The sequence below is a fragment of the Streptomyces sp. NPDC043870 genome (assembly GCF_056435785.1).
On sequence record NZ_JBWKDT010000017.1, the window covers coordinates 101775 to 127068 of the forward strand.

The following is a 25294-nucleotide window of genomic DNA, read 5'->3' on the forward strand; positions in this document are numbered from 1 at the left end:
GTGACCAGGGCCCGTCTTCTGGATCAGGCCGGATCAGCGCGCGTGCCAGGGCACGCGAGCCCGGCACGATCCGAAAGACAGACCCTAGGCCTGACGGGGCGGGCCTGACGCGGGTGCCGCTGCCGCTGTACGGACCTGCTCCCGCAGCCACTGATGGGCCGGGTCCGCGTCGTTGCGCGGATGCCAGGCCATGCCGAGCACGACCGGCGGCAGGTCCAGGGGAATCTCGAAAGTGTGGAGGCCGAGGGCGGAGAGCCAGTCGTCGCCGGGGCCGGCCGGGGCGAGACAGACCAGATCGGTCCCGCGGCAGAGGAAGAGGGCGGCGGCGTACCCGGGTACGACGGTGACGACCCGCCGTTCCAGACCCAGCTCCGACAGCCGCTCGTCGACCGGTCCGCGCACCTTTCCCTGCCGGGAGACCCCGATGTGGCCGGCCGCGGCGAAGGCCCGTGCGGAGACACGGCGTCGGGCACCGCCCCGGTCACGGATCAGGGGGTGCCCGGGACGTACGGCTCCGAGCAGCCGCACCTCGCCCAGCCGCTCCACCAGGGTTTCCGGATCCGTGTGCTCGATGGCCCCGATCTCCAAGTCGAGCCGCCCGTCGCGCATCGCGGCCGTGCCCTCCAGACTCTCCGGCAGAAAGCGCAGAGTGACGTCGGGCGCCTCCGTGGCGACGGCCGAGAGCAGCCGCGCCCCGAGGCCCGCGAGCACCATCTCGCTCGCCTGCACCGTGAACTGCCGTGTCAGCGCGGCCGGATCGGCGACCTGTCCGGGTACGAGGAGACCACGGGCCTGCTCGACCACGGCCCGTACGCGCGGGCGCAGCTCCACGGCGCGGGGCGTGGGCACGAGCCCCCGGCCCGCCCGCACCAGGACCGGATCGCCGAGGCGCGCGCGGATACGGCCGAGGGTGCGGCTCATCGCGGGAGCGGACAGATGCAGCCGCGCGGCGGCGCCGGTGACGCTCTCCTCCTCCAGCAGCGCGTCGAGTGCGACGAGCAGGTTCAGGTCGAGCGATTCGATGGTGTGACCCCCGCCACTGAGTGGTCCGCCCGCGGCCGGGGCGACCAGGTGGATTGCCTACGCCGCAAGTATCCATTGCCAATGTTGCACTGGAGTCAACCAGCAGGCCGGGCAAGGCTGTTGCCATGAACGACACACTCGCCGTGGTCAGCCAGAGCGGGCCGACCGTGACCTTCTTCGACGCCGGGACGTACGAGCGGCTCGGCATCCTCCAACTTCCCAGCGAGCCGCACGAGCTGTGCTTCGACGCGGCGCGCCGGCTGCTGTACTGCACGATCACGTATCGCTCCGGCTACTACCACGACAACTCCGGACGCGCGCATGAACTCGCGGTCATCGACCCGGACACCCGGAGCCTGATCGACGTCGTCGACCTCTCCCCGGACCACGCCCCGCACGGCCTCGCCCTCGACGCGGCGCGTGACCTCCTCTACGTGAGCGTGGAGGAAAGGGCGGGGGAGGGCGCCGGAGCGGGCGCCGCGGGAAGGGGTCCGCACGTACCGGGCGGAGTCGTGGTTCTCGACCTCGTCACCCGCAAGCCGGTCCGCCGGATTCCGGTACTGGCCCCCGGTCCGCACTGGTTCGCCATCACCCCGGACGGGCGGTACGGCTACTCCGCCAACAAGGAAGCGCCGTACGTCACCGTCGTCGACCTGGAATCGGGCGAGATGCTCGAACGGATCGAGGTACCGGGCAGCGAGGGAATCGCCGTCTCACCCGACGGCCGGCAGGTGTACGTGGCCGCCCCGAAGGGCGACTTCGGCCCGGGGCCGGTGAAGGACGCGGGTGTACGGGTCATCGACACCGAGACCGGCCGGATCATCCGTACGCTGCACACCGAGGGTGCGGTCTTCCCCGTGCACGCCACAGCCGACGGCTTGGTGCTGGCGGGGGAGCTCCGTATGGGTGCGCCGGCCGGATCGGCCCTCGGGACGCAGCTGGGCGGCATGCTCCATGTGTACGCCCCCGGGGGCGGCAAGGAGCTGGGCCGCGTGCCGACCGGCGCGTTCCCGCTGACGATCACCTCTTCGCCGGACGGGGCCTTCGGATACGTCGCCAACGTCTCGTCGAGCACGGTGACGGTGGTGGACCTGGCCCGGCTGAAAGTGGTCACCACGCTGGAGGTGGCGCGGGCGGGGGAGCCGGGGGCGCACGGGCTGGCGTACATTCCGGCGCGAATCCCCGCGGAGTGACGGAGATCGTCGGTCCGTACCACTCCGGGACGCTGACGTCACAGAGCGTGCTCGCCATGGCCCGTCGGGCCCGTCGCGACAGCGTGATGGATGACACATCGGGCTTGCCCGGCGCGTCAGGGGGCAGGTGTCCGGCCGAGCGGCCAGGAGCGCCCGGGTCCGCGGACGCCGTGGAGTTCTGCGACAGCACTCCGCAGTTGATCACGTCGTGAGCGGGACATCTCACGATGCGATACATAGGGGGCGTTCCCGGCTCGCTCGTTAAACTGACGCCGACCGCAGTAATGACTGCGGCGAAGACTGAGCGAGGAGCGCACGTGGGCCTTGTCGTGCAGAAGTACGGAGGTTCCTCCGTTGCCGATGCCGAAGGCATCAAGCGCGTCGCCAAGCGAATCGTCGATGCCAAGAAGAACGGCCACCAGGTGGTCGTCGTGGTCTCGGCGATGGGCGACACGACGGACGAGTTGATCGATCTCGCCGAGCAGGTATCCCCGATTCCAGCCGGGCGAGAGTTCGACATGCTGCTGACCGCCGGAGAGCGGATCTCCATGGCCCTGCTGGCGATGGCGATCAAAAACCTGGGCCACGAGGCGCAGTCGTTCACCGGCAGCCAGGCCGGCGTCATCACCGACTCGGTCCACAACAAAGCGCGCATCATCGATGTCACGCCGGGCCGGATCCGTACGGCGCTGGACGAGGGCAACATCGCCATCGTCGCCGGCTTCCAGGGTGTGTCCCAGGACAAGAAGGACATCACCACTCTGGGCCGGGGCGGGTCGGACACGACCGCCGTCGCGCTGGCCGCGGCGCTGGACGCCGAGGTCTGTGAGATCTACACCGATGTGGACGGTGTCTTCACCGCCGACCCGCGGGTCGTCAAGAAGGCCCGCAAGATCGACTGGATCTCGTTCGAGGACATGCTGGAGCTCGCCAGCTCCGGCTCCAAGGTGCTGCTGCACCGCTGCGTCGAGTACGCACGCCGTTACAACATCCCGATCCACGTCCGGTCGTCCTTCTCGGGGCTGCGGGGCACCTGGGTCAGCAACGAACCACACTCCGAGCAGGGAGCCCTCAAGGTGGAGCAGGCCATCATCTCCGGTGTCGCCCACGACACCTCCGAGGCGAAGATCACCGTCGTCGGCGTGCCCGACAAGCCGGGTGAGGCCGCCGCGATCTTCCGGACCATCGCGGACAACGAGATCAACATCGACATGGTCGTGCAGAACGTCTCGGCCGCCGCGACCGGTCTCACGGACATCTCCTTCACCCTTCCGAAGACCGAGGGCCGCAAGGCGATCGACGCGCTGGAGAAGACCAAGAACACCATCGGCTTCGAGTCGCTGCGCTACGACGACCAGATCGGGAAGATCTCGCTGGTCGGCGCCGGTATGAAGACGAACCCGGGTGTCACCGCCTCGTTCTTCGAGGCGCTGTCCGACGCGGGCGTGAACATCGAGCTGATCTCGACCTCCGAGATCCGTATCTCGGTCGTCACGCGCGCGGACGACGTCAAGGAGGCCGTCCAGGCCGTCCACACCGCCTTCGGTCTGGACAGTGACTCCGACGAGGCCGTCGTCTACGGAGGCACCGGCCGGTGACCGCCGGGCGCCGCACCCCGGCGGTCGCGCGATGAACCGCAAGCCGACGCTCGCGGTCGTCGGCGCGACCGGGGCCGTCGGTGCGGTGATGCTCCAGATCCTGTCCCAGCACGCGGACATCTGGGGCGAGATACGCCTTGTCGCCTCGTCGCGTCCGGCCGGCCGCAAGCTGGCCGTACGCGGCGAGGAGACCGAGGTCGTCGCGCTCTCCGAGGAAGCGCTGACGGGTGTCGACGTCGCGCTGTTCCTGGTGCCCGCCGAGGTGGCGGCCCACTGGGCGCCGATCGCCGCCGCCAAGGGCGCGGTGGTCGTGGACAATTCAGCCGCTTTCCGGCTGGACCCGGACGTTCCCCTCGTCGTACCCGAGATCAACCCCCATTCCGTACGGGTGCGTCCGCGCGGCATCGTCGCGAGCCCCTGCTGCACCACCCTGGCCATGATCGTCGCGGTGGGCGCGCTGCACGCCGAGTTCTGCGTCGACGAGTTGGTGGTCTCCACGTACCAGGCGGCCAGCGGGGCCGGGCACGGCGGCGTCGAGGTGCTGCGGTCCCAGCTCTCCCTGGTCGCGGGCACGGAGCTGGGGACGAATCCCGGTGACGTACGCCGTGCCGTCGGCGACGACACCGGCCCCTTCGCCGGACCCATGGCGCTCAACGTGGTGCCCTGGGCCGGGTCGCTCGCGGAGGACGGCTGGTCCTCCGAGGAGCTCGCCATCCGGGCCGAGACCCGCAAGATCCTGGACCTGCCCGAACTGCGGGTCTCCGCGACGTGCGTTCGTGTGCCGGTCGTCACAACGCACTCGGTCTCCGTGCACGCCCGCTTCGAGCACGAGGTCTCCGTCGGGCGGGCCCACGAGATCCTGGCGACCTCGCCCGGAGTGGTGCTGTTCGACGACCCCGCGGAGGGCGAATTCCCCACGCCCGCCGACGTGGTGGGCACCGACCCGACGTGGGTGGGACGGGTCCGGCGGGCCATGGACGACAGTCGCGCACTCGAACTTTTCGTGTGCGGCGACAACCTCCGCAAGGGTGCCGCGCTGAACACCGCTCAGATCGCTGAGGCGATCGCCGGGGAATTCTGAGCCGAGTTGTCATAGATCTTTATAGGATCTGTGAACACCCTGTGAGCAAGTCCCTGGTATGTACCACTTGAACTGGGGTGATGGCATGTTCGACGATGCTTTCCCGCCATTGTGCAACCGGTTACTGGGCGGGAAGCGTCTTTGCGGTCGCCCCTTCACGGTGCCGCGACAAATGGGGCATTGGGGAAGAGCTGGTGCGCATGAGGGCATACGGTGCATCGTCAAAAGCGGTGGTGTGCGCGTACAACCCTGACGGGGGGAAGCGTGTCCAACAGGCGTGGCAGAGGTACTCGACATCACAGCCGTGGTCCCGGTCCGCGGCACAGCCGTGGTCCCGGTCCGGGGTCCGGGCATGCTCCCGACCCGGGGCGCCGGCGTGCTCCCGGCGCGGGGCGCGGGCTTCGTCCCGGTCCGCGGTGCTTCGGTGCGCCCGCTCCGGCCGTCCCGCCCTTCCCGTGCCTCCGGGCGTCCCGTCGGCGGGATGCCGGTGATCGCTCCCATGCCCGCAGCGCGCCCAGGCCGCATTCCGTCGCAGCGTGAGGGCGCTGGCGACACCATGGCAGCGGGGACCACTGTCGATCACCTCACCGAGACCTATCGCGCCCACTACCGGTCGCTGCTCGGACTCGCGGCGCTGCTGCTCGACGACACCGCGTCCTGCGAGGACGTCGTCCAGGAGGCCTTCATCCGCGTCCACTCGGCGCGCAACCGCGTCCGTGACCCGGAGAAGACCCTCGCCTACCTCCGGCAGACGGTCGTCAATCTGTCGCGCTCCGCGCTGCGCCGCCGGATCCTCGGGCTGAAGCTGCTCTCCAAGCCGATGCCGGACATGGCGAGCGCCGAGGAGGGTGCGTACGACCAGCTGGAGCGGGACGCGCTGATCAAGGCGATGCGCGGGCTCCAGCGGCGCCAGCGCGAGGTGCTCGTGCTCCGCTACTTCGCGGACATGACGGAGGCTCAGGTCGCCGAGACGCTGGGCATATCGCTGGGCTCGGTGAAGGCGTACGGCTCGCGGGGAATCGCGGCGCTGCGTGTCGCCATGGGGGCGACGGCATGAGCAGGCACGAACACAGGCATGAGCACGGGCCGGACCGCGAGCCGCGGCACGGCCACGGGCCGGAGCGCGAGCCGGACGACGTCGCCTCAGGCGATACGTACGAAGAGAAGCACACCACTGAGCTGTACGGGCCGGACGGGCCGGACGGGCTGTTGGACGACCGGACTGGAAACGGAATTGTGAACGACGGGCCGCGGAACGGAATGGACGACCAGGGGCTCGGGGGTGAGACACCCCGCACCGCCGGTCCCGGCGGTCCGGACGCCCTCTTCGCGAAGGTGCTGGGGCGGGACTCCCTGGCCCCGGAAGACCTCGATCGGGGGGATCTCGGTCAGGAGGACCTCGGTCAGGAGGAGCTGGCCCTGCGGCGGATGCTCCACAGCGCCGTCGGGGACCTCGCGCCGACCGAAGGCGCCCTCGACCATCTGCGCCGGGCGGTGCCCGCGCGCCGCGCCCGCAAGCGCCAGGCCCTCGTCGGGCTGGCCGCCTCGGTGATCCTTCTCGGCACCGCGGTCCCGGCGTTCGTCCACGTCGCGAACTCCGGAGGCCTCTCCGACGACCAGACCATCAACGCCGGCCACGGTGAGCAGGCCCAGGGCGGCACCGGCACCGAGGAGGGCGAGGACGGCGGGGAGCAGGTGAACGACAGCTCCCCGGGGCAGCAGCCCAGCACCCCCGGCGCACCGGACCCGTCGAAGCAGCCGCAGTCGCCGGGCACCGGCACCACGGGCGGCTCGACGGGCGGCACGGCCAACCCGACGGGCAGCGCCGCAGCCTCGACGCCCCCCTGCACAGCCACTCAGCTCGCAGGCTCGGCACAGACGGGCGCACCTGAGCCGGACGGCAAGGTGTACGGCACGTTCCGCATCGCCAACGTCTCCGGCACCGACTGCGCGGTCGACGGAGCCGGTTCGGTCGCCTTCCAGGCCATGGGCGCGGCCGACCCGGCCAAGATCAATGTGGTGACGCACACGACGGGCGACGCCGCGAGCGGACTGCCCGATCCGTCCCAGGAGCCCGGCGCCATGGTCCTCAAGCCGGAGACGGCGTACGAGGTGAAGTTCGCCTTCGTCCCCGCGGAGACCTGTCCCACGACCGGCGCCTCACCCGACCCCACGCCCTCGGACGGCGGCTCGTCGGGCACGACCGACGGCACGACAGCGACCGGCACCGAACCCCAGCTCGTCAGCGACGACGGTGGTACCACGGCGGACGGCAGCATCACGGTGACCCACACCCCCGAGCCGGGCGGCCCGAACGCCGAGACGACGATCCCCAACGCCTGCGCGGGCACGATCTACCGCACCGGCGCCCTGCCCGCGTCCTAGGGGGTCATGGGTGCCGGCGTCGGTCGGCGCCACCCGGATCCCGGACCCGGGACCCCGGACCGGGGACTGCTGAGCCGGGAACGCCGTGCGTTACGCCGGGTCGAGGCCGAGCGCAGCGTCCTTCGCGGCCTCTGCCTCGCGCCGCACGAAGCGGAACCACATGAAGAGCACGAAGCCCGCGAAGGCGAACCACTCCAGCGTGTAGCCGAGGTTCTGGAACGCCTTGAGGTCGAGCCCGCTGCCCTGCGGCGCCGCGGCCGGTACCGGCCGCAGCCCGTCCGACGCGGTCGTGAGCGTGATCCAGGCGTCGTACACGTCGTCCGGCACCAGGTTGACCAACGAGGCCGCGCTGATCATGCCGAGCTGGCCGCTCGGCAGCCCGCCCCCGGTGTGCACACCGTCGGTGCCCTGCGTCTCGGAGGCCTGCAGCGCACCGGTGACGGTGACCTCACCGGCGGGCGCCGCCGGGGCCTTCGCCCCGGTGGGCAGCCAGCCCCGCACGACCGGCAGAGCCTTGCCGCCGTCGGTGCGCAGAAGCGTCAGCACATACGACCCGCGCCTACCGTCCAGCTCCCGGTCCGGTACGAGGAACTGCTCCCCGTACCGCCCGCTGGCCGTCGCGTGCCGGCCCGAGGTGTTCTTGTCGACGGGCAGCAGCTCGTCGAGCGGTGCGACGGCCTGCTCGCCCGCCGCCGGGCGCCGCTCGGCGGCCTGGTGCGTGTCGACGCGGTCCTCGAACCGGCCGAGCTGCCAGGTCCCCATGAAGATGCAGAAGGGGATCGCCAGCACGACGAAGACATTGATCCCCCACCAGCGGGGCGTCAGCAGGAACCGGTACACCCCTCCACGGTACGGAACGCCCGCTTTCCCCCCTCTCCCGGGTCCGGTCCTGGTCCCCGTCCAGAGCCCGGTCCAGGCCCCGGCCCTGTCCAGGTCCCGGTCCAGGTCCCGGTCCAGGTCCCGGTCCAGGGCCTGGACCCGGCTCCGCTGCTGCTGCTGATGCCCGGCCGTGCCGTGCCTACTTCAGATGCCTCTCGGCAAAGGCCAGCTCGAGCCGCACCTGCTTGATCCGCTCCTCCACCACCAGCGAGCCGTGGCCCGCGTCGTACCGGTACACCTCGTGGACGGCGCCACGGGCCGCGAGGCGGTCCACATAGTTCTCGACCTGGCGGATGGGGCAGCGCGGGTCGTTGACGCCGGCCGAGATGTAGACCGGCGCCCGCACCGCGTCCACATACGTCAGCGGCGACGACGCCTCGAACCGCTCCGGGACCTCCTCCGGCGTACCGCCCAGCAGCGTGCGGTCCATCGCCTTCAGGGCCTCCATCTCGTCGTGGTACGCCGTCACGTAGTCCGCGACCGGCACCGCGGCCAGGCCGAGCGCCCACGCGTCGGGCTGTGTGCCGAGCCCGAGCAGCGTCAGATAGCCGCCCCACGAGCCGCCCGCCAGGATCAGCTTCGCCGGGTCGGCGAGGCCGGAGGACACGGACCACTCACGGACCGCCGCGATGTCCTCCAGCTCGATCAGCCCCACCCGGTGCTTGAGCGCGTCCGTCCACTCCCGCCCGTATCCGGTCGATCCCCGGTAGTTGACCCGCACCACCGCATAGCCGTGGTCCACCCAGGCCGCCGGCCCGGCCGCGAACGCATCGCTGTCGTGCCAGGTCGGGCCGCCGTGGATCTCGAAGACCGTCGGGAACGGCCCTTCTCCCTCCGGCCGCTGCACCAGTGCGTGGATGCGGCCCCCGGGCCCGTCCACCCACACGTCCTCGACCCCGACCGATCCGGGGGCCGTCAGCCCCGGCGGGTCCAGCACCTCGCGGCCCGCCGTGGAGCGGACCTTCGGCGGGTGCGCGGCGGACGACCACAGGTACTCCACCGTCCCGTCCGGCCGGGCCGTGGCGCCCGAGACCGTGCCCGCGGGGGTCTCCACCCGGGACAGCTCGCGCGTCGCCGGGTCGAAGCGCCACAGCTCGCTGCGTGCCTCGAAGCTGTGCGCGATCAGCAGGGCCGAGCCGTCCGGATACCACTCGGCACTCACATCGCCTGGCAGCTCGATCGCCAGGTCGGTCTCCTCGCCGGACGCCACGTCCCACAGCATCGGCTCCCAGCGGCCCCGCCGCTGGTGGCCCACCAGCAGCCGGGTGTCCCCGTCCACCGGCGCGAAGCCGAGCACCTCCAGGCCCAGCTCCACCGAGCCGCCCTTGGTGTCGTCCAGTTCGGACACCTTCGTGCCGTCCAGCCGTACGACACGCAGCGCCGAGTGCATCGCGTCGCCGTGCTCGGTGTGCTCGATCGCGATCAGCGTCCCGTCGTGCGAGAGATCGCCGACGCCGGCCGACTCCCGGTGCCGGTAGATCTCGACCGGGTCCGGCCCGGGCCGTACGACATGGATCGTCGTACCTTCCTCGTCCGTGGAGCGGCCCACCACCGCCGTGCCGTCCCGGCCGAGGGCCAGCCCCGCCCCGTACGAGCCGTCGAGGCCGGGCGCCGCGGGCTCGTCCGCCCCGCCGCCGAAGGGCTGTCGCATCCAGACCCCGAACTCGTCCCCGTCCTTGTCCGAGAACCACCAGATCCACTCGCCGTCGGGCGTCAGTATCCCGTCCGTCGTCCCGTTCGGCCGGTCGGTCACCTGGCGCTGCTCGCCGGTCGCGCGGTCCCATGCGTACAGCTCGTAGGTCCCCGTCGCGTTCGACACGAAGAGCGAGCGGTGCGGGGCGTCCTCGGCCCAGTCGGGCAGCGAGACGCGGGGCGCGCGGAACCGCTGCTCCCAGGCCGGGATGGCCGTCGGCGCGTCCGTCGGCTTGTCCGCAGGGTCCGGCGCCGTGGATTCGATGATCTCAGTCATGCCCACCATTCTGCGCCGCTCCGCCCACAATCCGTTCGCGTCGTCCGCAGCCTGTGGATAACCGGCGACGAAGCAGGTCACGGCCTGAGTGTCAGTGGCGAGGTGCACACTCCCCCGTATGACAGCACTGCGCAAGACAGTTGAGACGTATTGGTCCTCGGCGGAGGCCCGCGACTGGCAGGCCTTCGCAGCGACTCTCGCCGAGGACGTGGTCTACGACTTGCCGCAGACCCGTGAGCGGATCCGCGGCAGGGAGACCTATCTCCGGTTCAACCAGGAGTATCCGGGCGACTGGCACGTCCGCGTCCAGCGCGTCGTCGCCGACGAGGAGGGGGCCGTGGCCTGGATACACGTCACGTCCGGCCTCGAGGAGATGCACGCGATCAACTTCTTCACGGCCGACGCGGAGGGCCGGATCAGCACCGTGACCGACTTCTGGCCCGAGCCGTACGAGCCGCCGGCGGGACGCGAGCACCTGGTCGAGCGTTACTGAGGCGTGGCGCACGTCCGAGCCCGCCGCCGGGCGCCAGGCCGGCCGGTGGGCGGGTGCCGGCCGGCGCCCGCCCACCGGCATGGACGTTCAGCGCCCGCCCCGGCAGGGACCTTCAGTGCCCGGCCGGGGCAGGGCCCTCAGTGCCCGGCCGGGGACGGCGGGAGGCCCTCGGTCGCCAGGACGCGGTTCTTGTAGGGCCTGGCAACGGTGATCTCCGGGCCGAACCAGGAGGGCGGGGTGAAGTCCTCGGCCTCCCGTTCCGAGGGGAATTCGACCTCGGCCGTGTGCAGGCCCGCCAGGGACTCCGCGTAGACGTCCACGTACGCCACCGTGTCGCCCAGCGGCACGGTGTAGCGGGTCTTCACCAGCCGGGCGCCCGCCGTCGCCGGCCACAGCTCCTCGAACTCCGCCTCCGTCAGCGGGCATTCCACCTCGGTACGCGACATCGACCCGGTGCGGTGCTTGACGCCGAGGATGCACTGGCCGGCGATACGGCGCAGGCGGACCTCGGTGCCGTTCGGGCTGACCGCGAGGTAGCCCTGTTCGATGGGCTCCACCACCGCGCCGGGCGGCGGGGTGAAGCCGTCCAGCAGGTACTTGCGCTCAATCTCCTGCGGCATGGCCCGCCCTCTCGGTCCTGTCCGCCGAGAGCAGAGCCGGCAGCTCCCGCATGTCGGTGAAGACCACCGTCCCGGGACCCGTCAGCCACTCGGCCGGGGTCAGACCGCCCGCGTACCCGAAGCCGCGCATGCCGGCGGCCGCGGCGGCCTGGATGCCGAAGCGGCTGTCCTCGACGACCGCGCAGCGCGCCGGGTCGACGCCCAGGGAGCGGGCGGCGTGCAGGAAGAGGTCCGGGGCGGGCTTGCCGCGCTCGACCTCGTGGGCGCTGAAGATCCGGCCCTCGAAGCGGTCGTACAGTCCGACCCGGCCCAGGGTGTGGCGCATCTTCTCGTGGCTGCCGCTGGAGGCGATGCACCGCCGCTGCGGCCCGAAACCGAGGACCTCCAGGCCGTCGAGGGCCTCCGCGATGCCGCTGACGGCCATCAGGCCGGTGTCCACCGCCCGCGCGTGCATCTCCCGGAAGCGCTCGTCCCAGATCCGCGCGGTGTCGGAGCCCACGCGCTCGGCGATCTGCTCGCCGATGGAGGTGGTGGAGCGGCCCACGAAGCGCTCCATGACCTCGGCCTCGGTCAGCGGCCAGCCCAGCTCGGCGCCGAGCGCGACGTGCGTCCGTACGGCGATGGGCTCGCTGTCGACGAGCACGCCGTCGCAGTCGAAGATGACCAGTTCGACCGGCTCGGTCGCGTTCCCGGCCGTGTTCCCGTTCCCGGCCGCGACCCCGTTCCCGGCCGCGACCCCGTTCCCGGCCGCGACCCCGTTCTCGTTCCCGGCCCCGATCCCGGTCAACGGATGCAGCCCTGGCGGATCAGCAGCTGCCGGATCTCCTCGACCCGTTCCGCGCCCAGCCGGCGCTTGGCCTGGTCCTCCGGCTTCTCGGCCTTCTGGCCGTACTGCCACCACGCCTCGCCGGTGTCGCGGTTCATCACCACGAAGCGGTCCTTCTCCGACGGCCCGCGGACGATCAGCGACGTGGTTCCGGGCGCCGAGCTGACGGTGTGGACCATCGTGTGCCGGATGACGTAGCCCGACCCGGCGACCTCGTCGCGGACCAGGGCCGGGGAGCCGATGCGCGTGCTGGTGTCCAGCTCCTCGTAGTCGCCGAAGAGGTGGTGCTGGTAGCTGCCGTGCAGGATGCGGCTGCCGAAGCTCCACCGGTGGTTGTGGGGGCGGTCGAAGTCGCTGCCGGTGAAGACGTGCAGCCGGATCCGTACGTCGCTGGCCTTGTCGTTGACGAGGACGACACGGTCGAGCTCCTGCAGCCGCTCGCACTGGTCGAGGAGCTCCGGGGTGCGCAGCACATGGTCGAAGGCGTCGTTCAGCCAGGTCGGCGAGGACACCAGCTCTTCGAGCAGCTCCTCCATGGGGCGGTGCAGGGCCGGCATGTCGCTCCAGTCCAGGGCGGCCAGCCGGGCCGGGTCGATCAGCGGCTGCGTGTCGGTCGTGGTCATCGCGTCGCACTCTCCGTCTCTTGTTGCGCGGCCAGCCACCGGCGGGCCTTTTCATGGTGTTTGGGGAGCATCTCGGGGGCATCGAGGAAGCGCGGCAGCAGATGGCGCTCCGTGGTCAGCGCCCGCAGCATCAGCCCGATGGTGACGCCGTGGCCGGGACGCCTGATGATCTCGACCGGGTCGCCCGCGCCGACGGTGCCCTCCTTCAGCACGCGGAGGTACGCGCCGGGCGCCCCGTGCGCGATGAAGCGCTTGACCAGGTCCGGTACGTCCCAGAAGCCGGCGAAGACGCGGCACGGCTTACGGGCCCTGATCACCTCGAACACGGCGTCCCCGATGGCCCATTGCTCGCCGACCTCGGCCCCCGTGATGTCGAGGCCGAGGGTGGAGAAGTTCTCGCCGAAGTTGCCGGGCCCGACCTCGCGCCCCAGTTCCCGCTCCCAGAAGACGGCGTCCTCGCGGGCGAAGGCGTAGACGGCCTTGTCCGGGCCGCCGTGCACCTTGGGGTTGGCGATCAGATCGCCCTCCAGGCCCCAGGTCCGGGCCATCACGCGGTGGCCGACCGGGCGCTTGTCGATCCCGCTGCGGCCGACGTCCGTCCAGGGGCCGGTGCGCTCGACGGCGAGGTTGACGGTGGACAGTACGGCGGTCACGAGGCGGCCCCGTCCCCGTGGCCCGGCCGCCACGCTTCCGTGACGTTCGGCACGGTGGGCGCCACACCGGGCACGTTCATCTCCGTCAGCAGATGCGTCACCACGGTCAGCAGGTCCCAGCGGTGGGGGCTGTCCAGCGGCGTGGCACGGGTGAGCGCCAGCATCTCGTCCAGCGGCGGCTGTGCGCCCTGCGCGCGGCGGCGGGCCGGCTCGCCGACGGGGCCGGGCGCGGCCGCGAGCCGGCGCCAGCTGGCTTCCAGGTCGAAGTCGTGCTCGGGGTGCAGGCGTTCAAGGTCCTGGAAGATGGCGAGGACCTCGGGACGGGCGTCGTGTTCGTCCAGGATGCGCTGCCGGATCAGCTCGCGCCGGGGCTCGTCGCAGATCACCGCGATCTCGCGGAGCACGTCGGCCGGCTCGTCCGAGATGTGCGTGAAGTTGAAGAGGCCGTTGACGACGCCGAGCCGGTGGCGCAGGTGCTGCGGGCCGCGCAGCCGCGGGTCGGCCGGCCCCTTGAGCGCGTTGAGCCGTACCGCCGCGGGCACCGCGCCCGGCGTCCACCGCTCGTCCCTGAGGACCAGCGCCACGGTGTCGGTGCTGGGCAGGATGACGTCCATCGCCTCGATCCGCTCGCGGGAGGCGATGTTGAACTGGTAGCGCCAGACCTCGCGGATCGTCATCCGGTCGTGCCGGAAGCGCACCGCGTCGACGGGGCGGAAGCCCGCCTCCCGCAGGATGCGCAGCGCGGGCAGCAGCCTGCGCCCGGCCGTCGCCTCGGGCTTGAGCATGCACAGCGCGACGCCGAGCATCCGGGGAACGATGTCGCCGAAGGTCCAGCACGCCTCGCGGAAGTACTGGTCGACCGCGTACAGGTCGGCCTTCTCGTCCGACCAGGTGACCGCCTCGCGGATCCCGGCGTCGACCTCGGTCAGCCGGTCGACCGGCGGGCTGTCGGAGCGCAGCAGTCTCATGTGTCGTGTCCTTCCTGCCAGAAGGCGGGCGTACGGGTCGTGGCCGGCGGCCGGGCGAGGACGTCGGCGAGGAACTCCGCCTCCGCCAGCCGCAACGGCGTGTTGGGGGCGGCGTGTTCGGCCAGCGGCCAGGTCAGGAGCCGCTTCTCGGCCGGGTAGCGGGCATGTGCGGCGTGTCCGGTCTCCGGTGCGCACCGGCCGTCCCGGCCCGCCACGGAGAACAGCGCCGGGCAGCGCCCGTACGCGGCCAGTTCGGCGACGTCGAAGAGCCCCAGCGTCCGCAGGGCGCGCGGGGCGAGGTCCGGGTAGGACTCGGCGAAGCGCAGCAGTTCCCGGTACGGCTGCCGGTCGGGCAGCCGTGCCAGGTCGGTGACGGCGGACAGGAACGGCGACTCCACCAGCGCGGCGGCGACCAGCGGGCTCAGGACGGCCGCCGCCAGGGCGAGCTGGCCGCCCTGGCTGCACCCGGCGGTCGCGATGCGTGCGGGGTCGACGGCGGGGTGGGCGGCGGCGGCCGCCACGGCCCGTACGGCGTCGACGTACGCGTCCCGGTAGTAGTACGACCGGGGGTCCAGGACGCCCCGGGTCGTGAAGCCGGGTGTCTGCGGATGGGTGAGGCCCACCGGGTCCGGGGTGGCGCCCCGCCTGCCGCCCGCGCCGCTCTGGCCGCGGGTGTCGACGACCAGCGTGGCGTAGCCCAGGGCGGGCCACAGCAGCCGGTCCAGGGCGTGGCCGCGGCCCTCGCCGTACCCGAGGTACTGCACGACGCACGGGAGCGGGCCGGCGCTGTCGCGCGGCAGGATGAGCCAGCCGCTGATCCGGTGGCCGTGGGCGCCGGCGAAGGAGAGGTCGTACACCGCGGTGCGGGGCAACGGGGTGGGCTCCTCGACCGCCACCGTGTCGAGGGGGACGGCCGCCGCCTCCTCCAGGGTGGTGCGCCAGAACGGCGCCGGCCGCTCGTCAGTGCCGGGCACCGGGCACCGCCTGCACCGGATCGCTGCCGGCCGCGTCGGCGAAGTCCTCGATGAGCTCGTCGAGCATCTCGCGGCAGTCGCCGCAGCCCTGCCCGGCACCGCAGTGCTCGCCGAGGCCGTCCGCCGTGGTGACGCCGCGCCGGATCCAGTCGACGATCACGTCCTCGGTGACGTGGTAGCAGACGCAGACGTTGGGGGCGCTCACCGCTCCTCCTGCCAGGCGCTGAGCAGGACGTTGGGGAAGATGCGCTCGATGCCCGGGGCGTTGAACCGCACGGTCGCGGTGAGCACGGACAGCAGGTCCCACAGATCGCCGGGGTCCGCGTCCGGGTGGTGCGCGGCGCGCAGCAGTTCGGCGGCGGTGACGGTCCGCCCCGCCGCCCTCGAGCGGGCCGCCTCGCCGACGGGTGCGCCGGACTTCGTGAGCCGCAGCCAGCTCTGCTCCGGGTCGAGGTCGTGCGGTTCCGTCTCGCCCTCGATCGCGTCGAAGATCCGCTCCGCCTCCTCGCGCGCGTCGTGGCGTACGAGGATCCGCTCGCGAACCAGTTCGCGGCGCCCCTGCTCCAGCAGCAGCCCGAGGTCGCGCAGGACGTCGATGGGTTCATCGGCGGTGTGCACGAAGTTGAACAGGCCGTTGAGCGCCCCGAGCCGCTCGCGCAGGTGCTCCGGGCGGCGCAGCTCGGCGACGGCCGGGCCCTTGAGGGAGGCGAGCCGGACGGATGCCGGGATGCCGCCGGGCCGGTGGCGTTCGTCCCGCAGCACGAGCAGGACACTGTCCAGGGACCGCAGGTACAGGTCCATGGTGGCGATCCGCTCGCGGTCGGCGAAGTTCAGCTGGAAGCGCCACGTTTCGCGGATCGTCAGCCGGTTGTGGCGCAGGCGCAGGACGTCGGCCGGGTGGAAGCCGTGGTCCCGCAGCGCCTCCAGGGCCGTCCGGTAGCGGCGCCCGACGGCGGTGTCCGGCTTGAGGACGCACAGGGTGACGCCCAGCATGTCGTCCACGTGGTCGCCGAAGGTCCAGGCGGCCTCCCGCAGGTAGGTGTCCGCGCCGAACAGCCGTGCCTTGACCGGCGAGCGGGTGACGGCCGCCAGAAGGTCCTGCGGTATGTCGTGTGCGCGCTCGCCGGGGTTCCCCGTCGTCCCCATCGCTGTGCTCCTCGAATTCGCTTCCACTGCTTTCCGATGGACCCCGGAGGGTCAGAGCAGCGCGAAGCGCTGCCGGTCGGCGTCGACGTGGCACCCCTGCCGGAACTGCTCCCCCTCGAGGTCGATTTCGGGGAAGAAGGTGCGGTACGCCGTGAAGGACACCAGGTGCCAGATGTCGGTCTCGGAGACGCCCAGAGCCCGTACGTTGGCGATCTGCTGGTCGATCGGCTGGGTGCCGGCCGCGACCACGCCCTGCTCCTGGTACCAGAGGTCGCTGCCGGGCTCCTGGTGGAGGTCCTGCCCGGCCAGCCGCGCGGTGTCGCTGCGGTCGGTCATCAGCATCATGTTCTGCGGGCCGACGATCTCGATGGCGCGCTTGGCGATGGCGAAGTCGACGTGCTCGCCGTCGAAGTTGAGGCAGGCGGCGATGCGGCCCTGGTGGGCGCCGCGCATGATGGCGGCCGGTACGGGGCCGACCTGCTCGTGCAGGTCCGCCAGGTTCCAGGACGGGAGGTCGTAGCTCGCCAGCAGGGCGTCGCGGTTGGCGCGCGCCTTGGAGGTGCGGAAGGCGTGCTTGATCAGCAGCGGCATCTCGTTGAAGAGGTGGTCGGTGACCACGCGGACGCCGGAGTGCGGGCAGTCGGCCGCCTCGGCCGCCGCGAGCACCTCCTCGATGCAGTCCGCCCCGAGCTGCGGGTTCTCCTTGGCGAAGTGGCCGAGCGCCGGGCGTACGCCGTTCTCGACGAGGCGGGTGACGATCCACTCCAGCGGCGGGTGGTCCGGGGTGAACTGGGCCGCGAGGTAGGAGCTGGACTGCAGGGCGTCCGGCGAGATCATGATGTAGACGAGGCCGAGCGGGCCGCAGCTTGCAAGCTTCTCCCACTCCTCCTTGGAGGGTGCCCACACCGAGGAGGCCGGCGTGCCGCCGAAGCTGGCGACGAGCGGACCCTCCAGCGCGATGGCGGGGACGAACGGCAACTGGCCGTCGGCCTTCAGCGCGGCGAAGCCCCGCATGAACTCGACGAAGCCGTCGAGCCGGTCCTGCCGGAGGTAGAGGGTGGGGATGCACAGCAGGCCCTCGGAGGCGGCGTGCTTGTCGACCGCGAAGAGGTCGATCTCCGCGAAGTTGGAGAAATCGACGTCCCCCAGCCCGTGGCAGTGCACCTCGACCGGCAGCGAGGGCACCAGGTAGGGCTCGTCGGCCGTCAGGGGCCGGGCGTCGAGGTTGTCACGGGTGATCAGGCCGTCACGCCGGCCTGCCGTGGCCGCGAAAGAGCCTCGCGGGTCGATCCAGGCGTTCGCCGAGCGGCTGAGGGTAGACATGTGGCTTTTTCCTTCTCTTGAGTGTTCTAGGCGTTGCCGAGCGCGGTACGGGCGGACGCCCGGCGGACCGCCAGGTGCAGGAAGAGCGCGCCGGCCGCGAACCAGGCGGCTCCGACGAGGAGTTCGACGAGCAGGGCCGCCCCGAGCGGGCGCCCCGCGAGGCTTCGCTCGACCGCCTCCATGACGTGGCTGAGCGGCATTGCCTCGCTCACGGGCACCAGGAAGCCGGGCAGCCGGTCCTGCGGCACCAGGGTTCCCGACAGGACCATGAGGACCAGCTCCGCCATGTTGGGCCCCACGAACAGGTCCTCGATGACGAGCGCGAGGGCCGACAGCGACAGGCCGAAGCCGGCGGTGGTCAGCACACCGACGGCCAGCAGGCCGGCGAACTCCGGCAGCCCGATCGGCAGGGTGGTGTAGAGCAGGCAGCACACGAGATAGGTGCACAGCCCGCCGACGAACCCGTCCACGATGTGCGGCAGGGCCCGCTGGCACGCCGCGGCCAGCTTGTTCTGGGGTGCGGCGAGCCAGATCCCCAGGGTGCCGAACGAGCGCTCGTTGCCGATGGACAGCGCCATGCCGTAGACGACGGCTCCGGCGCCCGCCAGCAGGCTGGACGCCACGAGCATGCGCCCGGCCGCGGCCCCGTAGTGCGTGGACAGGGAGATGAAGGCGATCGCCATGCCGATCGGGCGGACGATGCGGGAGCTCAGGTAGCCGAGCGGGTTGAGCCAGGTGAACAGGGCGCGGTACGAGAGTGCCGCGCCGTGCAGGGCGGCGCCGACGGCACTGCCCGGGCGATCCTCGATGCGGGTTTCCATGAGGTCACGCCTCCAGGGGCAGGGCCTGGCGGCGGGCGATGCTCTCCAGCCGCCGGACCGAGAGCACGACAAGTCCGCAGTAGGCGCCGGTCAGCGCGAGGGCTGCCAGCAGCTCGCCCGTACCGCTGCCGCGTACCCAGGCCATGACGTGGGACTGCGGGATCACGAGTGCGAGCTTCTGGACCGGGCCCGGCAGGGCGGACTGCGGAACGATGAGCGCGCTGAGCGCCATGACCAGGCCGGTCAGCCCGTTCGTCATGCCGGCCGAGTACGGGAAGCGCAGTACGGCGAAGCCGAGCAGGCCCACCACGGACGCGGTCGCGAAGGCCAGCAGCACTCCGCCGGCCAGCCAGCGCACCCAGTCGAAGTCGTCGCCGACGCCGAACAGCAGGGCCAGGATGACCAGCGTGCCGGGCAGCGCGGTGAGCGACTGGACGGCGGTGCCGGTCAGCCTGCCGAGCACCACCGGGACGAGTCCGCCGGGGCTGCCGAGCGCCGCGTACAGCGTCTTCCACTGCTTCTCGCCGAGCAGGCTGACGACGACGAGCACGATGATCGAGTCGAGCATGCCGATGCCCGCGGAGCCGACGGCCATGTCACCGGTGGTGTCGCGCGCGGCGCCACCGGTGGCGTTGGCGTGCACGACGAACGCGAAGACGCACGGCATGGCCAGGGTGGAGAAGACCGCCATGGGGCTGGAGGCGTGCATCCGCAGCTGGTCGGTCAGCGCCCGTACGAAGGTGGGCAGGAACCATCCCGCCGTACGGGTCGCAGGGCCCGCGGGCCCGGAGGTCACGGCCGTCACGACGCCGTCACCATGTCGAGGAAGACCTCTTCGAGGGTGGGCGGCGTGACCGCGACGCTGGTGGTCATGCCCGGGAAGGCGGAGAGCAGCCACTGTACGGCGGCAGCCCCGTCGGAGACCCGCAGGGTGAGCGTTCCGGCGTCGCGCTCCGCGTTCATCAGCCCGGGGCAGGCGTTGATCCCGTCGGGGACCTCCGCGCCCGCGAAGACCGCGTTCACCACGTGGCCGAGCCGCTCGGCGGCGGTCAGCCGCAGCTCGGCGGCCGTGGACTCGGTGTGGACGCGGCCGCCCTTCATCAGCACGATCCGGTCGCTGAGCTCCTCGGCCTCGCGCATGTCGTGGGTGGTCAGCAGGATGCTGCGGCCCTCCCCCGCCAGCCGCGCCACGAGGGCGCGCATGGCGGCGGCGGACTGCGGGTCGAGGCCGGCGGACGGCTCGTCCAGGATCAGCACGGCCGGGTCGTGGAGCAGGGCGCGCGCCAGGTGCAGCCGCTGTTTCATGCCCCGCGAGAACGACCCGACGAGGTCGCCCTCGCGGTCGGCGAGGTCCACCTCCTCCAGCAGCAGCCGGGCGCGGGACTCCAGCCGGGCGCCACGCAGGCCGTACATGAGCCCGAAGAAGTCCAGGTTCTGCCGCGCGGTCAGCCGCGGGTACAGGCCGGTGTCGCCGCCCAGGCTGAATCCGCAGGCCAGCGAGGCGCGGCGGCGGGCGCGTACGACGTCGTGGCCGTCGATCAGCACGGTGCCGGACGTGGGCAGCAGGAGGCCGGTGAGCATCTTGACGGTGGTGGTCTTGCCCGCACCGTTGGGGCCGAGCACGGAGACCAGCTCGCCGGGCCTGACGGTCAGGGCGACGTCGTCGACCGCCCGCCGCACGGTGCCGTCCTTGGCGCTGAACTCGCGGACGAGTCCGCGCGCTTCAAGGCCTTTGTCGGCTGTGCTCATCGCTCTCTCGCTTTCGAGGTGACCCGGGTGAGGTCCATCTCCAGGTAGCCGCCACCGGCCGAGATCTGTCCGGGGAAGTACGACACGCTCTCGCCGACCGCCGTGACGGACGCGAGGAAGTCGATGGCCTCGCCCTCGACGGACATGGGGCGGAAGGGCTCCTGCGGTACGCCGTCCACCACGCGGGCGGCCAGCAGCCGGAACGCCAGCTGGCCGCCGGAGCGGAACTCCTCGACGCCCAGGGTGCGGGCGTCCACGACCACGCAGCGCTCGCCGGAGAGGAGGGTGTCGCCGGCGCCGGCCGGGGTCAGCCGGACGTTGCCGGCCGTCAGCTGGGGGAAGTTCTTCAGCGGGTTCCACCAGGCGTGCCCGGTCAGCCGTCCGCTCCCGGCGACCGCACCGCCGACGCCGCCGATGTGCGCCTTGCGGGTGGCGACGGCGCGCTGCACGCCGTCGTGACCGATGAGCTCCGTACGGCCGGTGGCAGTGCCCTCGCAGTCGAAGGACCGGGCGCCGCACGCGTCCGGGCGGGGACCCTCGTCCACGAGCGAGGTGACGAGAGGTGCCGGGCGCGCCACGGGGTTGAGCAGGATCGTGTTGACGAGGGCGCGCAGCAGCTGGGCGGTCGCGCTGGGGGCGAAGACGACGCGGGGACCCTCGAAGGGGCGCTCCCCGGCGGCCATGCCCGCCTCCATCAGGCTCAGTTCGAGGCCGAGGTCCGCCGGGTCGATCCCGTCGAGGCTGGTGGCGTACCGGGAGGCGGAGACCGCACGGGTGCCGTCGGCGCTCGTGGCGACGGCGGTCAGCTCGACGCCGTAGCAGCGGTCCCAGAGCCGGGTTCCGGAGCTGTCCGCGAAGACCGACTCGCGCAGTACGTCGGAGACCTGCAGGCTGCCGATGACCTGCCCGGGGCGCAGCCGGGCGGCGACAGCGTCCGTCAGAGCGGCCGTGCCGCCGGCCGCGGCCGCCATGTCGAGCCGCTCGGTCGTGGTCTCCCAGCCACCGTCGGCGCCCTGTACGGGGTGGTGTGCCCCGCCGCGCTCGGCGGCGGGGGCGGGGCTGCCGAGGTGGAAGAGGTGGCGTCCGCTCGCGAGGAGCCCGGCCGCGCCCTGCGCGCTTAGCTCGTTGGCGTTGAGGTACAGCTCCCGGCCGTCCCGGTCGAGGCGTACGAAGCCGCCGAAACCGGCGTCGTCGACGAAGAGCCGCTTGCGGCCGGCCGGGTCGGCCGTGAGCCGTCGCCGGGCGGTCCTTTCGAGGAAGGTGGCCGCGCGTTCCCCGTCGTGCAGGGAGTCCTCGACGGCGGCCGCGGAGGCCAGGCCCTCGGCCGTCCTTGTCTCCAGCACTCTCATGCCGCGCTCCAATCCAGTGCGGAGTAGCGCATCGAGGGCGAGAAGAGACCGATTCCGATCATCTGGCCCTGCTTTCCGCAGGTGATGCTGTCGCCGCCGAAGTCCGAACCGATGCCCTCGATGCGCGCCAGGGTGTCCAGGGCATCGCCGAAGAGGCTGACGTCGCGGACGGGGACGCGATGGCCGTCGGGGGTGATGTAGGCGCAGTTGAGCGCCGCGAAGGAGAACTCGCCGGAGGAGAGGTTGATCATTCCGGCGCCCAGGCAGCCGACGTGCAGCAGGCCCTCGCGGGAGGTCGCCAGCAGGGCGGCCGGATCCTCGTCGCCGCGCGGGACCACGGTGTTGCTGGCCCGGGGCAGCGGCAGCTCACGGTAGTCCCGGCGGCGGCCGTTGCCGGTGGGCGTGTAACCGTGGCGCTGCGCGGCGCGTACGGAGGTGAGCGGTGAGCCGATCTCCCCGTCCGCGACCAGGACGGTCGTGCGGCCCGCGATGCCCTCGTCGTCGATCTCGTACGAGCCGTAGCCGTCGGCGAGGGTGGCGTCGTCGTGCAGCGAGAGCACGGCGGGGACGGCGCCCGGCTTGCGCAGCGCGGCGATGTAGTCGCTGCGCATGGCGAAGTTGTCGCCTTCGAGGGCATGGCCGACGAGCTCGTGCAGGAAGCCGACGGCTGCGGACGGGCCGAAGACGACGGGGGTGCGGTGGCGTCCCCGCAGGGCCGCGCGGGCGGAGTCCTGCGCGTGGCCGAGGGCCACACGCGCCACGTCCTGGGGATCCACGGCGTCGCGGCCGACGGTGTGGCCGGCCTTCGGGCCGCGCTCCAGCCAGCGGTTGAGGCCCCGGTAGCGGCCGCCTTCGGCTGTGACGGTGGCTTCGACGCGCCGCCGCACCAGGCGGGAGGCGGAGCTGGCCCGGACGCCGTCGGTGTCGGCGACGGCGACGGTACGCGCGGTGAAGTCCTCCATCGTACGGAGGGAGTGGGGCACCCCGGTGTCCTGGACGAGCCAGTCCCGGGCGACCACGGGCGTGAAGTCCACGGCTTCCGGTTCCGGCCACCGTACGCCGGTCCCGTCCGGGCCGGCCGCCGCCGCGTCCAGCCACTGCGGGAGCGCCGCCAGTTCCGTCACGGAGAAGGCGCGGTGACGCCAGCGGTCGCCCTGCCGGACCATGCAGGCGATTCCCTCGCGGGGCTCGACGCAGGTGGCGAGCACGTCGCCGTCCAGGCACTCGACACGTACCTCGAGGGTGCGCTCGGCGTAGGCCTGCACGTAGTCGGCCGATGCCTGCAGACGCTCCACGGCCCACTGCGCCAGCTCGAGGAGCCGCTCGACGCCGCGGTCCTCCCCGGGTCCCTCACTCATCACGCTTCCCATCGCCCTGTGCCCCCGTGGCCCGGTCAGATCGAGCTGAGAACGGAGTACGGCTCGCCCTGCACCAGGTCGCGCTCGCGCAGCGACTGCAGCAGCTTCCCGACGCGCTCGGCGGTCATCGTCTTCAGGACGGGTACGTGCTCGGCGAGGCGCTCAACGGCCTCGACCACGTCCTGCTGTCCGCGGCCGTCGCACAGGGCCCAGACGAACGCGGCGGGGTCGCGCAGCATCAGCTGCCGGCGCAGCTCCCAGTGGAGCAGGATGCCGTCGCTCTGGCCGAGGACGTTGTACGAGGGGTTGCGCCACAGGCCGTCGGCGGCGGGCTCGGCCGGGGCGGTCCAGGCCGGCCAGACGTCGAGGGGGACGCCCTGGCGGCTGAGCAGCTGGCTCGCGGCGATGCAGGTCTGAACGAAGAAGACCAGCTGCTCGGCGGCCTCGGAGCCGCGACCGGTCCAGGTGCCGCGCTGGAAATCGGTGAACGTGTCCTTCGGGAAGCCCTCGACGGGGTTGCGCGCGAGCTGCTTGTAGACCCACTTCTTGCTGTAGTACAGGTCGCCCGAGGCCGCCGCGACGGCCTTGCCGGCGTACGCGGTGAGTTCCTGACCGACCAGGGCGGCCGTCTCGAGGTCACCGTCGACGGAGGCGCCGAGGAAGTCCTCGAGGTGTCCGTTGATCGCGATCGCCGAGTAGTTCAGCGCCACTTGGCGGATGTCGCCGATGGACGCGTCGATGCGCGCCTTGGAGGCCTCGAGCGCGGGCGACGAGACGACGGTCTCCGACGTGTACAGACGGCAGACGAAGTCCAGTTTGGACGGCAGCTTGTGGAGGTCCGTCAGGTTGTCGCGCTGGAGGCGGAAGGACGTGATCTCGCCGATGGCCTCCTCGACGAACGCGAGGGTGTAGCGCTCCACGTCGACCCGGTGGCCGTCGACGGCGTACTGCGACACGTCGTCGCCCATCGCCGCTTCGTCGGCGTACAGAACGAACAGATCGGCGTCACTCGTGGGATTTCCGAGTCCGGCCGTCAGACTTCCCGCGATGTAGATCGAGTCGATCGATCCGTCATTGTTCTCGGAAAGCACGCGGGCCAGCTTGCGGGCCGCATCCATCTTTTCTTCTATGACCGAGCGCGCCACGTTGGGCATACCCTTTCCCGTGATGTGGCGGGGGCCGGAAAGGCCCCCGCCAGCGAGCCTCATCAGATGTTTCCGATGTTGGCGATGTTGGCGATGTTGCCGATGTTGGCGATGTTGCCCACGTTGGCGATGTTGCCGACGTTGGCCACGTTCGCCGCGTTGTCCTCGGCGGACTCGAACTCGACGATGTCGTCCTCGACCTCGATGACGTCCAGGTTCTCCATGCTCTTCACCTCCCCCGTTCACGTAGTCGCCCGGCTGGGCGCTCGGCGGAGGCCTGCGACGTGCCGGCCTCCCATCGGTCACGCTCCACGCACGCACGACGCGCAGAGCGATCCCGAAGCTCGATGAATGCAGCCACGACACGTGGAAAGGCCGAAAGGAAAAGGCTGGCGGGCACGCCGTATCCGTTGCGCGAAAACGCGAATGGACGGACATCCGGTCGTGCTGAAGAACCGCGATATGGCGGAGGTCGGCCGCCTGCGCTGTGCTTCCCTGCTCCCCGTTCTGATGCGGCGCCTATCGGGCCGCATCCACTTCCCCCGTGTAGATCATCAAGAACGTATCTGCGATCTACTGGAGCGTCAAGATCCTTATGCTTTTTTCTCGGTCAAAGGGCCTCAAGGCAAGGCGAGTTGGTGAAAGCTGAACCAGTGCTGTCGTGAGGGACGGCCGTGAAACCCCTGGTGGGACAGGTCTGCCAAGGGTGCGTCGACAGCAACCGGAAGCCTCACGTCGGTTGCCGTCCTCAAGTGTCGTTCGTACCGATGAAGCTAGTTCATATATCTGAACGCTAAGGGCGTGCGACAGCCTCGCCGGGCGACCGGGCGACCGGGTGGCGGCCGGCCGCTCGGCTTCGGTGACCGACGGGGCGGTCAGTCCAGGGCTTCGGTGGCGCCGTCGGGGTGGATGAGAATGCGGATCGCACCGCCGTAACGGCCGTCCGTGATGACGGCCGGGGTCGGGGCTCCGAGCTGCTGGGCGCGCTGCTGGAGGATCGCGATGACGACTTCCTGGATGTCGCCGTAGGGCGGCGCAGTGACGGGGACCCCGTCGATCAGGCCCGCGTTGGGGGAGAAGATGCGGACATCGGCGGCCGGGTGGCTGGGATGCAAGGC

At 71.5% G+C, this 25294-nt stretch carries 27 protein-coding genes; 7 read left to right on the forward strand and 20 right to left on the reverse strand.

What is annotated here, in order from left to right:
• Positions 1 to 84 precede the first annotated feature (84 nt).
• Positions 85 to 1077 carry a LysR family transcriptional regulator gene (locus AC0699_RS21730; RefSeq protein WP_478662740.1) on the reverse strand — a complete coding sequence of 331 codons (993 nt, stop codon included), beginning with the start codon at positions 1075 to 1077 and terminating at the stop codon, positions 85 to 87.
• 71 nt (positions 1078 to 1148) lie between these two features.
• Between AC0699_RS21730 and AC0699_RS21735 the strand changes: the two genes are divergently transcribed.
• The 5 genes from AC0699_RS21735 (at position 1149) to AC0699_RS21755 (ending at position 7280) form a co-directional block, all read left to right on the forward strand.
• On the forward strand, positions 1149 to 2216 hold the full coding sequence (locus AC0699_RS21735) for a YncE family protein (protein WP_478662617.1): 1068 nt from the start codon (positions 1149 to 1151) through the stop codon (positions 2214 to 2216).
• 317 nt (positions 2217 to 2533) lie between these two features.
• On the forward strand, positions 2534 to 3814 hold the full coding sequence (locus AC0699_RS21740) for an aspartate kinase (protein WP_478662620.1): 1281 nt from the start codon (positions 2534 to 2536) through the stop codon (positions 3812 to 3814).
• 31 nt (positions 3815 to 3845) lie between these two features.
• A complete protein-coding gene (locus AC0699_RS21745; RefSeq protein WP_478662622.1) occupies positions 3846 to 4895 on the forward strand; it encodes an aspartate-semialdehyde dehydrogenase in 1050 nt (349 codons plus the stop codon).
• 277 nt (positions 4896 to 5172) lie between these two features.
• Complete coding sequence (locus AC0699_RS21750; RefSeq protein ID WP_478662624.1) at positions 5173 to 5952, forward strand: SigE family RNA polymerase sigma factor; 780 nt, start codon at positions 5173 to 5175, stop codon at positions 5950 to 5952.
• The gene (locus AC0699_RS21755) at positions 5949 to 7280 is read left to right on the forward strand and encodes a hypothetical protein (RefSeq protein WP_478662627.1); all 1332 of its coding nucleotides are present in this window, start codon (positions 5949 to 5951) and stop codon (positions 7278 to 7280) included. The genes AC0699_RS21750 and AC0699_RS21755 overlap by 4 nt, the downstream gene beginning before the upstream one ends.
• 90 nt (positions 7281 to 7370) lie before the next feature.
• Here AC0699_RS21755 and AC0699_RS21760 read toward each other — a convergent pair whose 3' ends face one another.
• Positions 7371 to 8120: an SURF1 family protein gene (locus AC0699_RS21760; protein ID WP_478662629.1), complete on the reverse strand. Its 750-nt coding sequence runs from the start codon at positions 8118 to 8120 to the stop codon at positions 7371 to 7373.
• A gap of 178 nt (positions 8121 to 8298) precedes the next feature.
• Complete coding sequence (locus AC0699_RS21765) at positions 8299 to 10128, reverse strand: S9 family peptidase (protein WP_478662632.1); 1830 nt, start codon at positions 10126 to 10128, stop codon at positions 8299 to 8301.
• Positions 10129 to 10246: 118 nt separating this feature from the next.
• Here AC0699_RS21765 and AC0699_RS21770 point away from each other — a divergent pair, with 118 nt between their 5' ends.
• Complete coding sequence (locus AC0699_RS21770) at positions 10247 to 10621, forward strand: nuclear transport factor 2 family protein (protein WP_478662635.1); 375 nt, start codon at positions 10247 to 10249, stop codon at positions 10619 to 10621.
• Between the two features lie 137 nt (positions 10622 to 10758).
• Here the strand turns inward: AC0699_RS21770 and AC0699_RS21775 are convergent, their stop codons facing one another.
• The 16 genes from AC0699_RS21775 to AC0699_RS21850 all read right to left on the reverse strand — a co-directional run bounded on the left by AC0699_RS21775 (position 10759) and on the right by AC0699_RS21850 (position 24400).
• Complete coding sequence (locus AC0699_RS21775; protein WP_478662638.1) at positions 10759 to 11241, reverse strand: CYTH domain-containing protein; 483 nt, start codon at positions 11239 to 11241, stop codon at positions 10759 to 10761.
• On the reverse strand, positions 11225 to 11908 hold the full coding sequence (locus AC0699_RS21780; protein WP_478662742.1) for an HAD family hydrolase: 684 nt from the start codon (positions 11906 to 11908) through the stop codon (positions 11225 to 11227). Before AC0699_RS21780 ends, AC0699_RS21775 begins: the two co-directional genes overlap by 17 nt.
• Positions 11909 to 12024: 116 nt before the next feature.
• Positions 12025 to 12690: a hypothetical protein gene (locus AC0699_RS21785; RefSeq protein WP_478662641.1), complete on the reverse strand. Its 666-nt coding sequence runs from the start codon at positions 12688 to 12690 to the stop codon at positions 12025 to 12027.
• A complete protein-coding gene (locus AC0699_RS21790) occupies positions 12687 to 13343 on the reverse strand; it encodes an MOSC domain-containing protein (RefSeq protein WP_478662644.1) in 657 nt (218 codons plus the stop codon). The genes AC0699_RS21785 and AC0699_RS21790 overlap by 4 nt, the downstream gene beginning before the upstream one ends.
• A complete protein-coding gene (locus AC0699_RS21795) occupies positions 13340 to 14311 on the reverse strand; it encodes a nucleoside-diphosphate kinase (RefSeq protein ID WP_478662646.1) in 972 nt (323 codons plus the stop codon). The genes AC0699_RS21790 and AC0699_RS21795 overlap by 4 nt, the downstream gene beginning before the upstream one ends.
• Positions 14308 to 15285 (reverse strand): acetylxylan esterase, encoded by a 978-nt coding sequence (locus tag AC0699_RS21800; RefSeq protein WP_478662649.1) that lies wholly within the window; start codon positions 15283 to 15285, stop codon positions 14308 to 14310. Before AC0699_RS21800 ends, AC0699_RS21795 begins: the two co-directional genes overlap by 4 nt.
• Entirely contained in the window at positions 15272 to 15490 is a 219-nt protein-coding gene (locus AC0699_RS21805; protein WP_478662652.1) for a (2Fe-2S)-binding protein, read from the reverse strand. Before AC0699_RS21805 ends, AC0699_RS21800 begins: the two co-directional genes overlap by 14 nt.
• A complete protein-coding gene (locus tag AC0699_RS21810) occupies positions 15487 to 16431 on the reverse strand; it encodes a hypothetical protein (RefSeq protein ID WP_478662654.1) in 945 nt (314 codons plus the stop codon). The genes AC0699_RS21805 and AC0699_RS21810 overlap by 4 nt, the downstream gene beginning before the upstream one ends.
• A gap of 51 nt (positions 16432 to 16482) precedes the next feature.
• The gene (locus AC0699_RS21815) at positions 16483 to 17754 is read right to left on the reverse strand and encodes a hypothetical protein (RefSeq protein ID WP_478662657.1); all 1272 of its coding nucleotides are present in this window, start codon (positions 17752 to 17754) and stop codon (positions 16483 to 16485) included.
• 26 nt (positions 17755 to 17780) lie between these two features.
• On the reverse strand, positions 17781 to 18575 hold the full coding sequence (locus AC0699_RS21820; protein ID WP_478662658.1) for an ABC transporter permease: 795 nt from the start codon (positions 18573 to 18575) through the stop codon (positions 17781 to 17783).
• A 4-nt stretch (positions 18576 to 18579) separates the two neighbouring features.
• Positions 18580 to 19380 (reverse strand): hypothetical protein, encoded by an 801-nt coding sequence (locus AC0699_RS21825; RefSeq protein WP_478662661.1) that lies wholly within the window; start codon positions 19378 to 19380, stop codon positions 18580 to 18582.
• Positions 19377 to 20324, reverse strand: coding sequence for an ABC transporter ATP-binding protein (locus AC0699_RS21830; RefSeq protein WP_478662664.1), 948 nt, complete (start codon positions 20322 to 20324; stop codon positions 19377 to 19379). The genes AC0699_RS21825 and AC0699_RS21830 overlap by 4 nt, the downstream gene beginning before the upstream one ends.
• Entirely contained in the window at positions 20321 to 21673 is a 1353-nt protein-coding gene (locus AC0699_RS21835; protein ID WP_478662667.1) for a metallopeptidase TldD-related protein, read from the reverse strand. Before AC0699_RS21835 ends, AC0699_RS21830 begins: the two co-directional genes overlap by 4 nt.
• Positions 21670 to 23031 (reverse strand): TldD/PmbA family protein, encoded by a 1362-nt coding sequence (locus AC0699_RS21840; RefSeq protein WP_478662670.1) that lies wholly within the window; start codon positions 23029 to 23031, stop codon positions 21670 to 21672. Before AC0699_RS21840 ends, AC0699_RS21835 begins: the two co-directional genes overlap by 4 nt.
• A 35-nt stretch (positions 23032 to 23066) precedes the next feature.
• A complete protein-coding gene (locus AC0699_RS21845) occupies positions 23067 to 24185 on the reverse strand; it encodes a PqqD family peptide modification chaperone (RefSeq protein WP_478662673.1) in 1119 nt (372 codons plus the stop codon).
• 53 nt (positions 24186 to 24238) lie between these two features.
• Complete coding sequence (locus AC0699_RS21850) at positions 24239 to 24400, reverse strand: hypothetical protein (RefSeq protein WP_478662676.1); 162 nt, start codon at positions 24398 to 24400, stop codon at positions 24239 to 24241.
• Positions 24401 to 24620: 220 nt separating this feature from the next.
• On the opposite strand from AC0699_RS21850, the gene AC0699_RS21855 reads away from it, so the two are divergent.
• A complete protein-coding gene (locus AC0699_RS21855) occupies positions 24621 to 24818 on the forward strand; it encodes a hypothetical protein (RefSeq protein WP_478662679.1) in 198 nt (65 codons plus the stop codon).
• Between the two features lie 233 nt (positions 24819 to 25051).
• Here AC0699_RS21855 and AC0699_RS21860 read toward each other — a convergent pair whose 3' ends face one another.
• Positions 25052 to 25291 carry a hypothetical protein gene (locus AC0699_RS21860; RefSeq protein ID WP_469772055.1) on the reverse strand — a complete coding sequence of 80 codons (240 nt, stop codon included), beginning with the start codon at positions 25289 to 25291 and terminating at the stop codon, positions 25052 to 25054.
• Between the last annotated feature and the right edge of the window lie 3 nt (positions 25292 to 25294).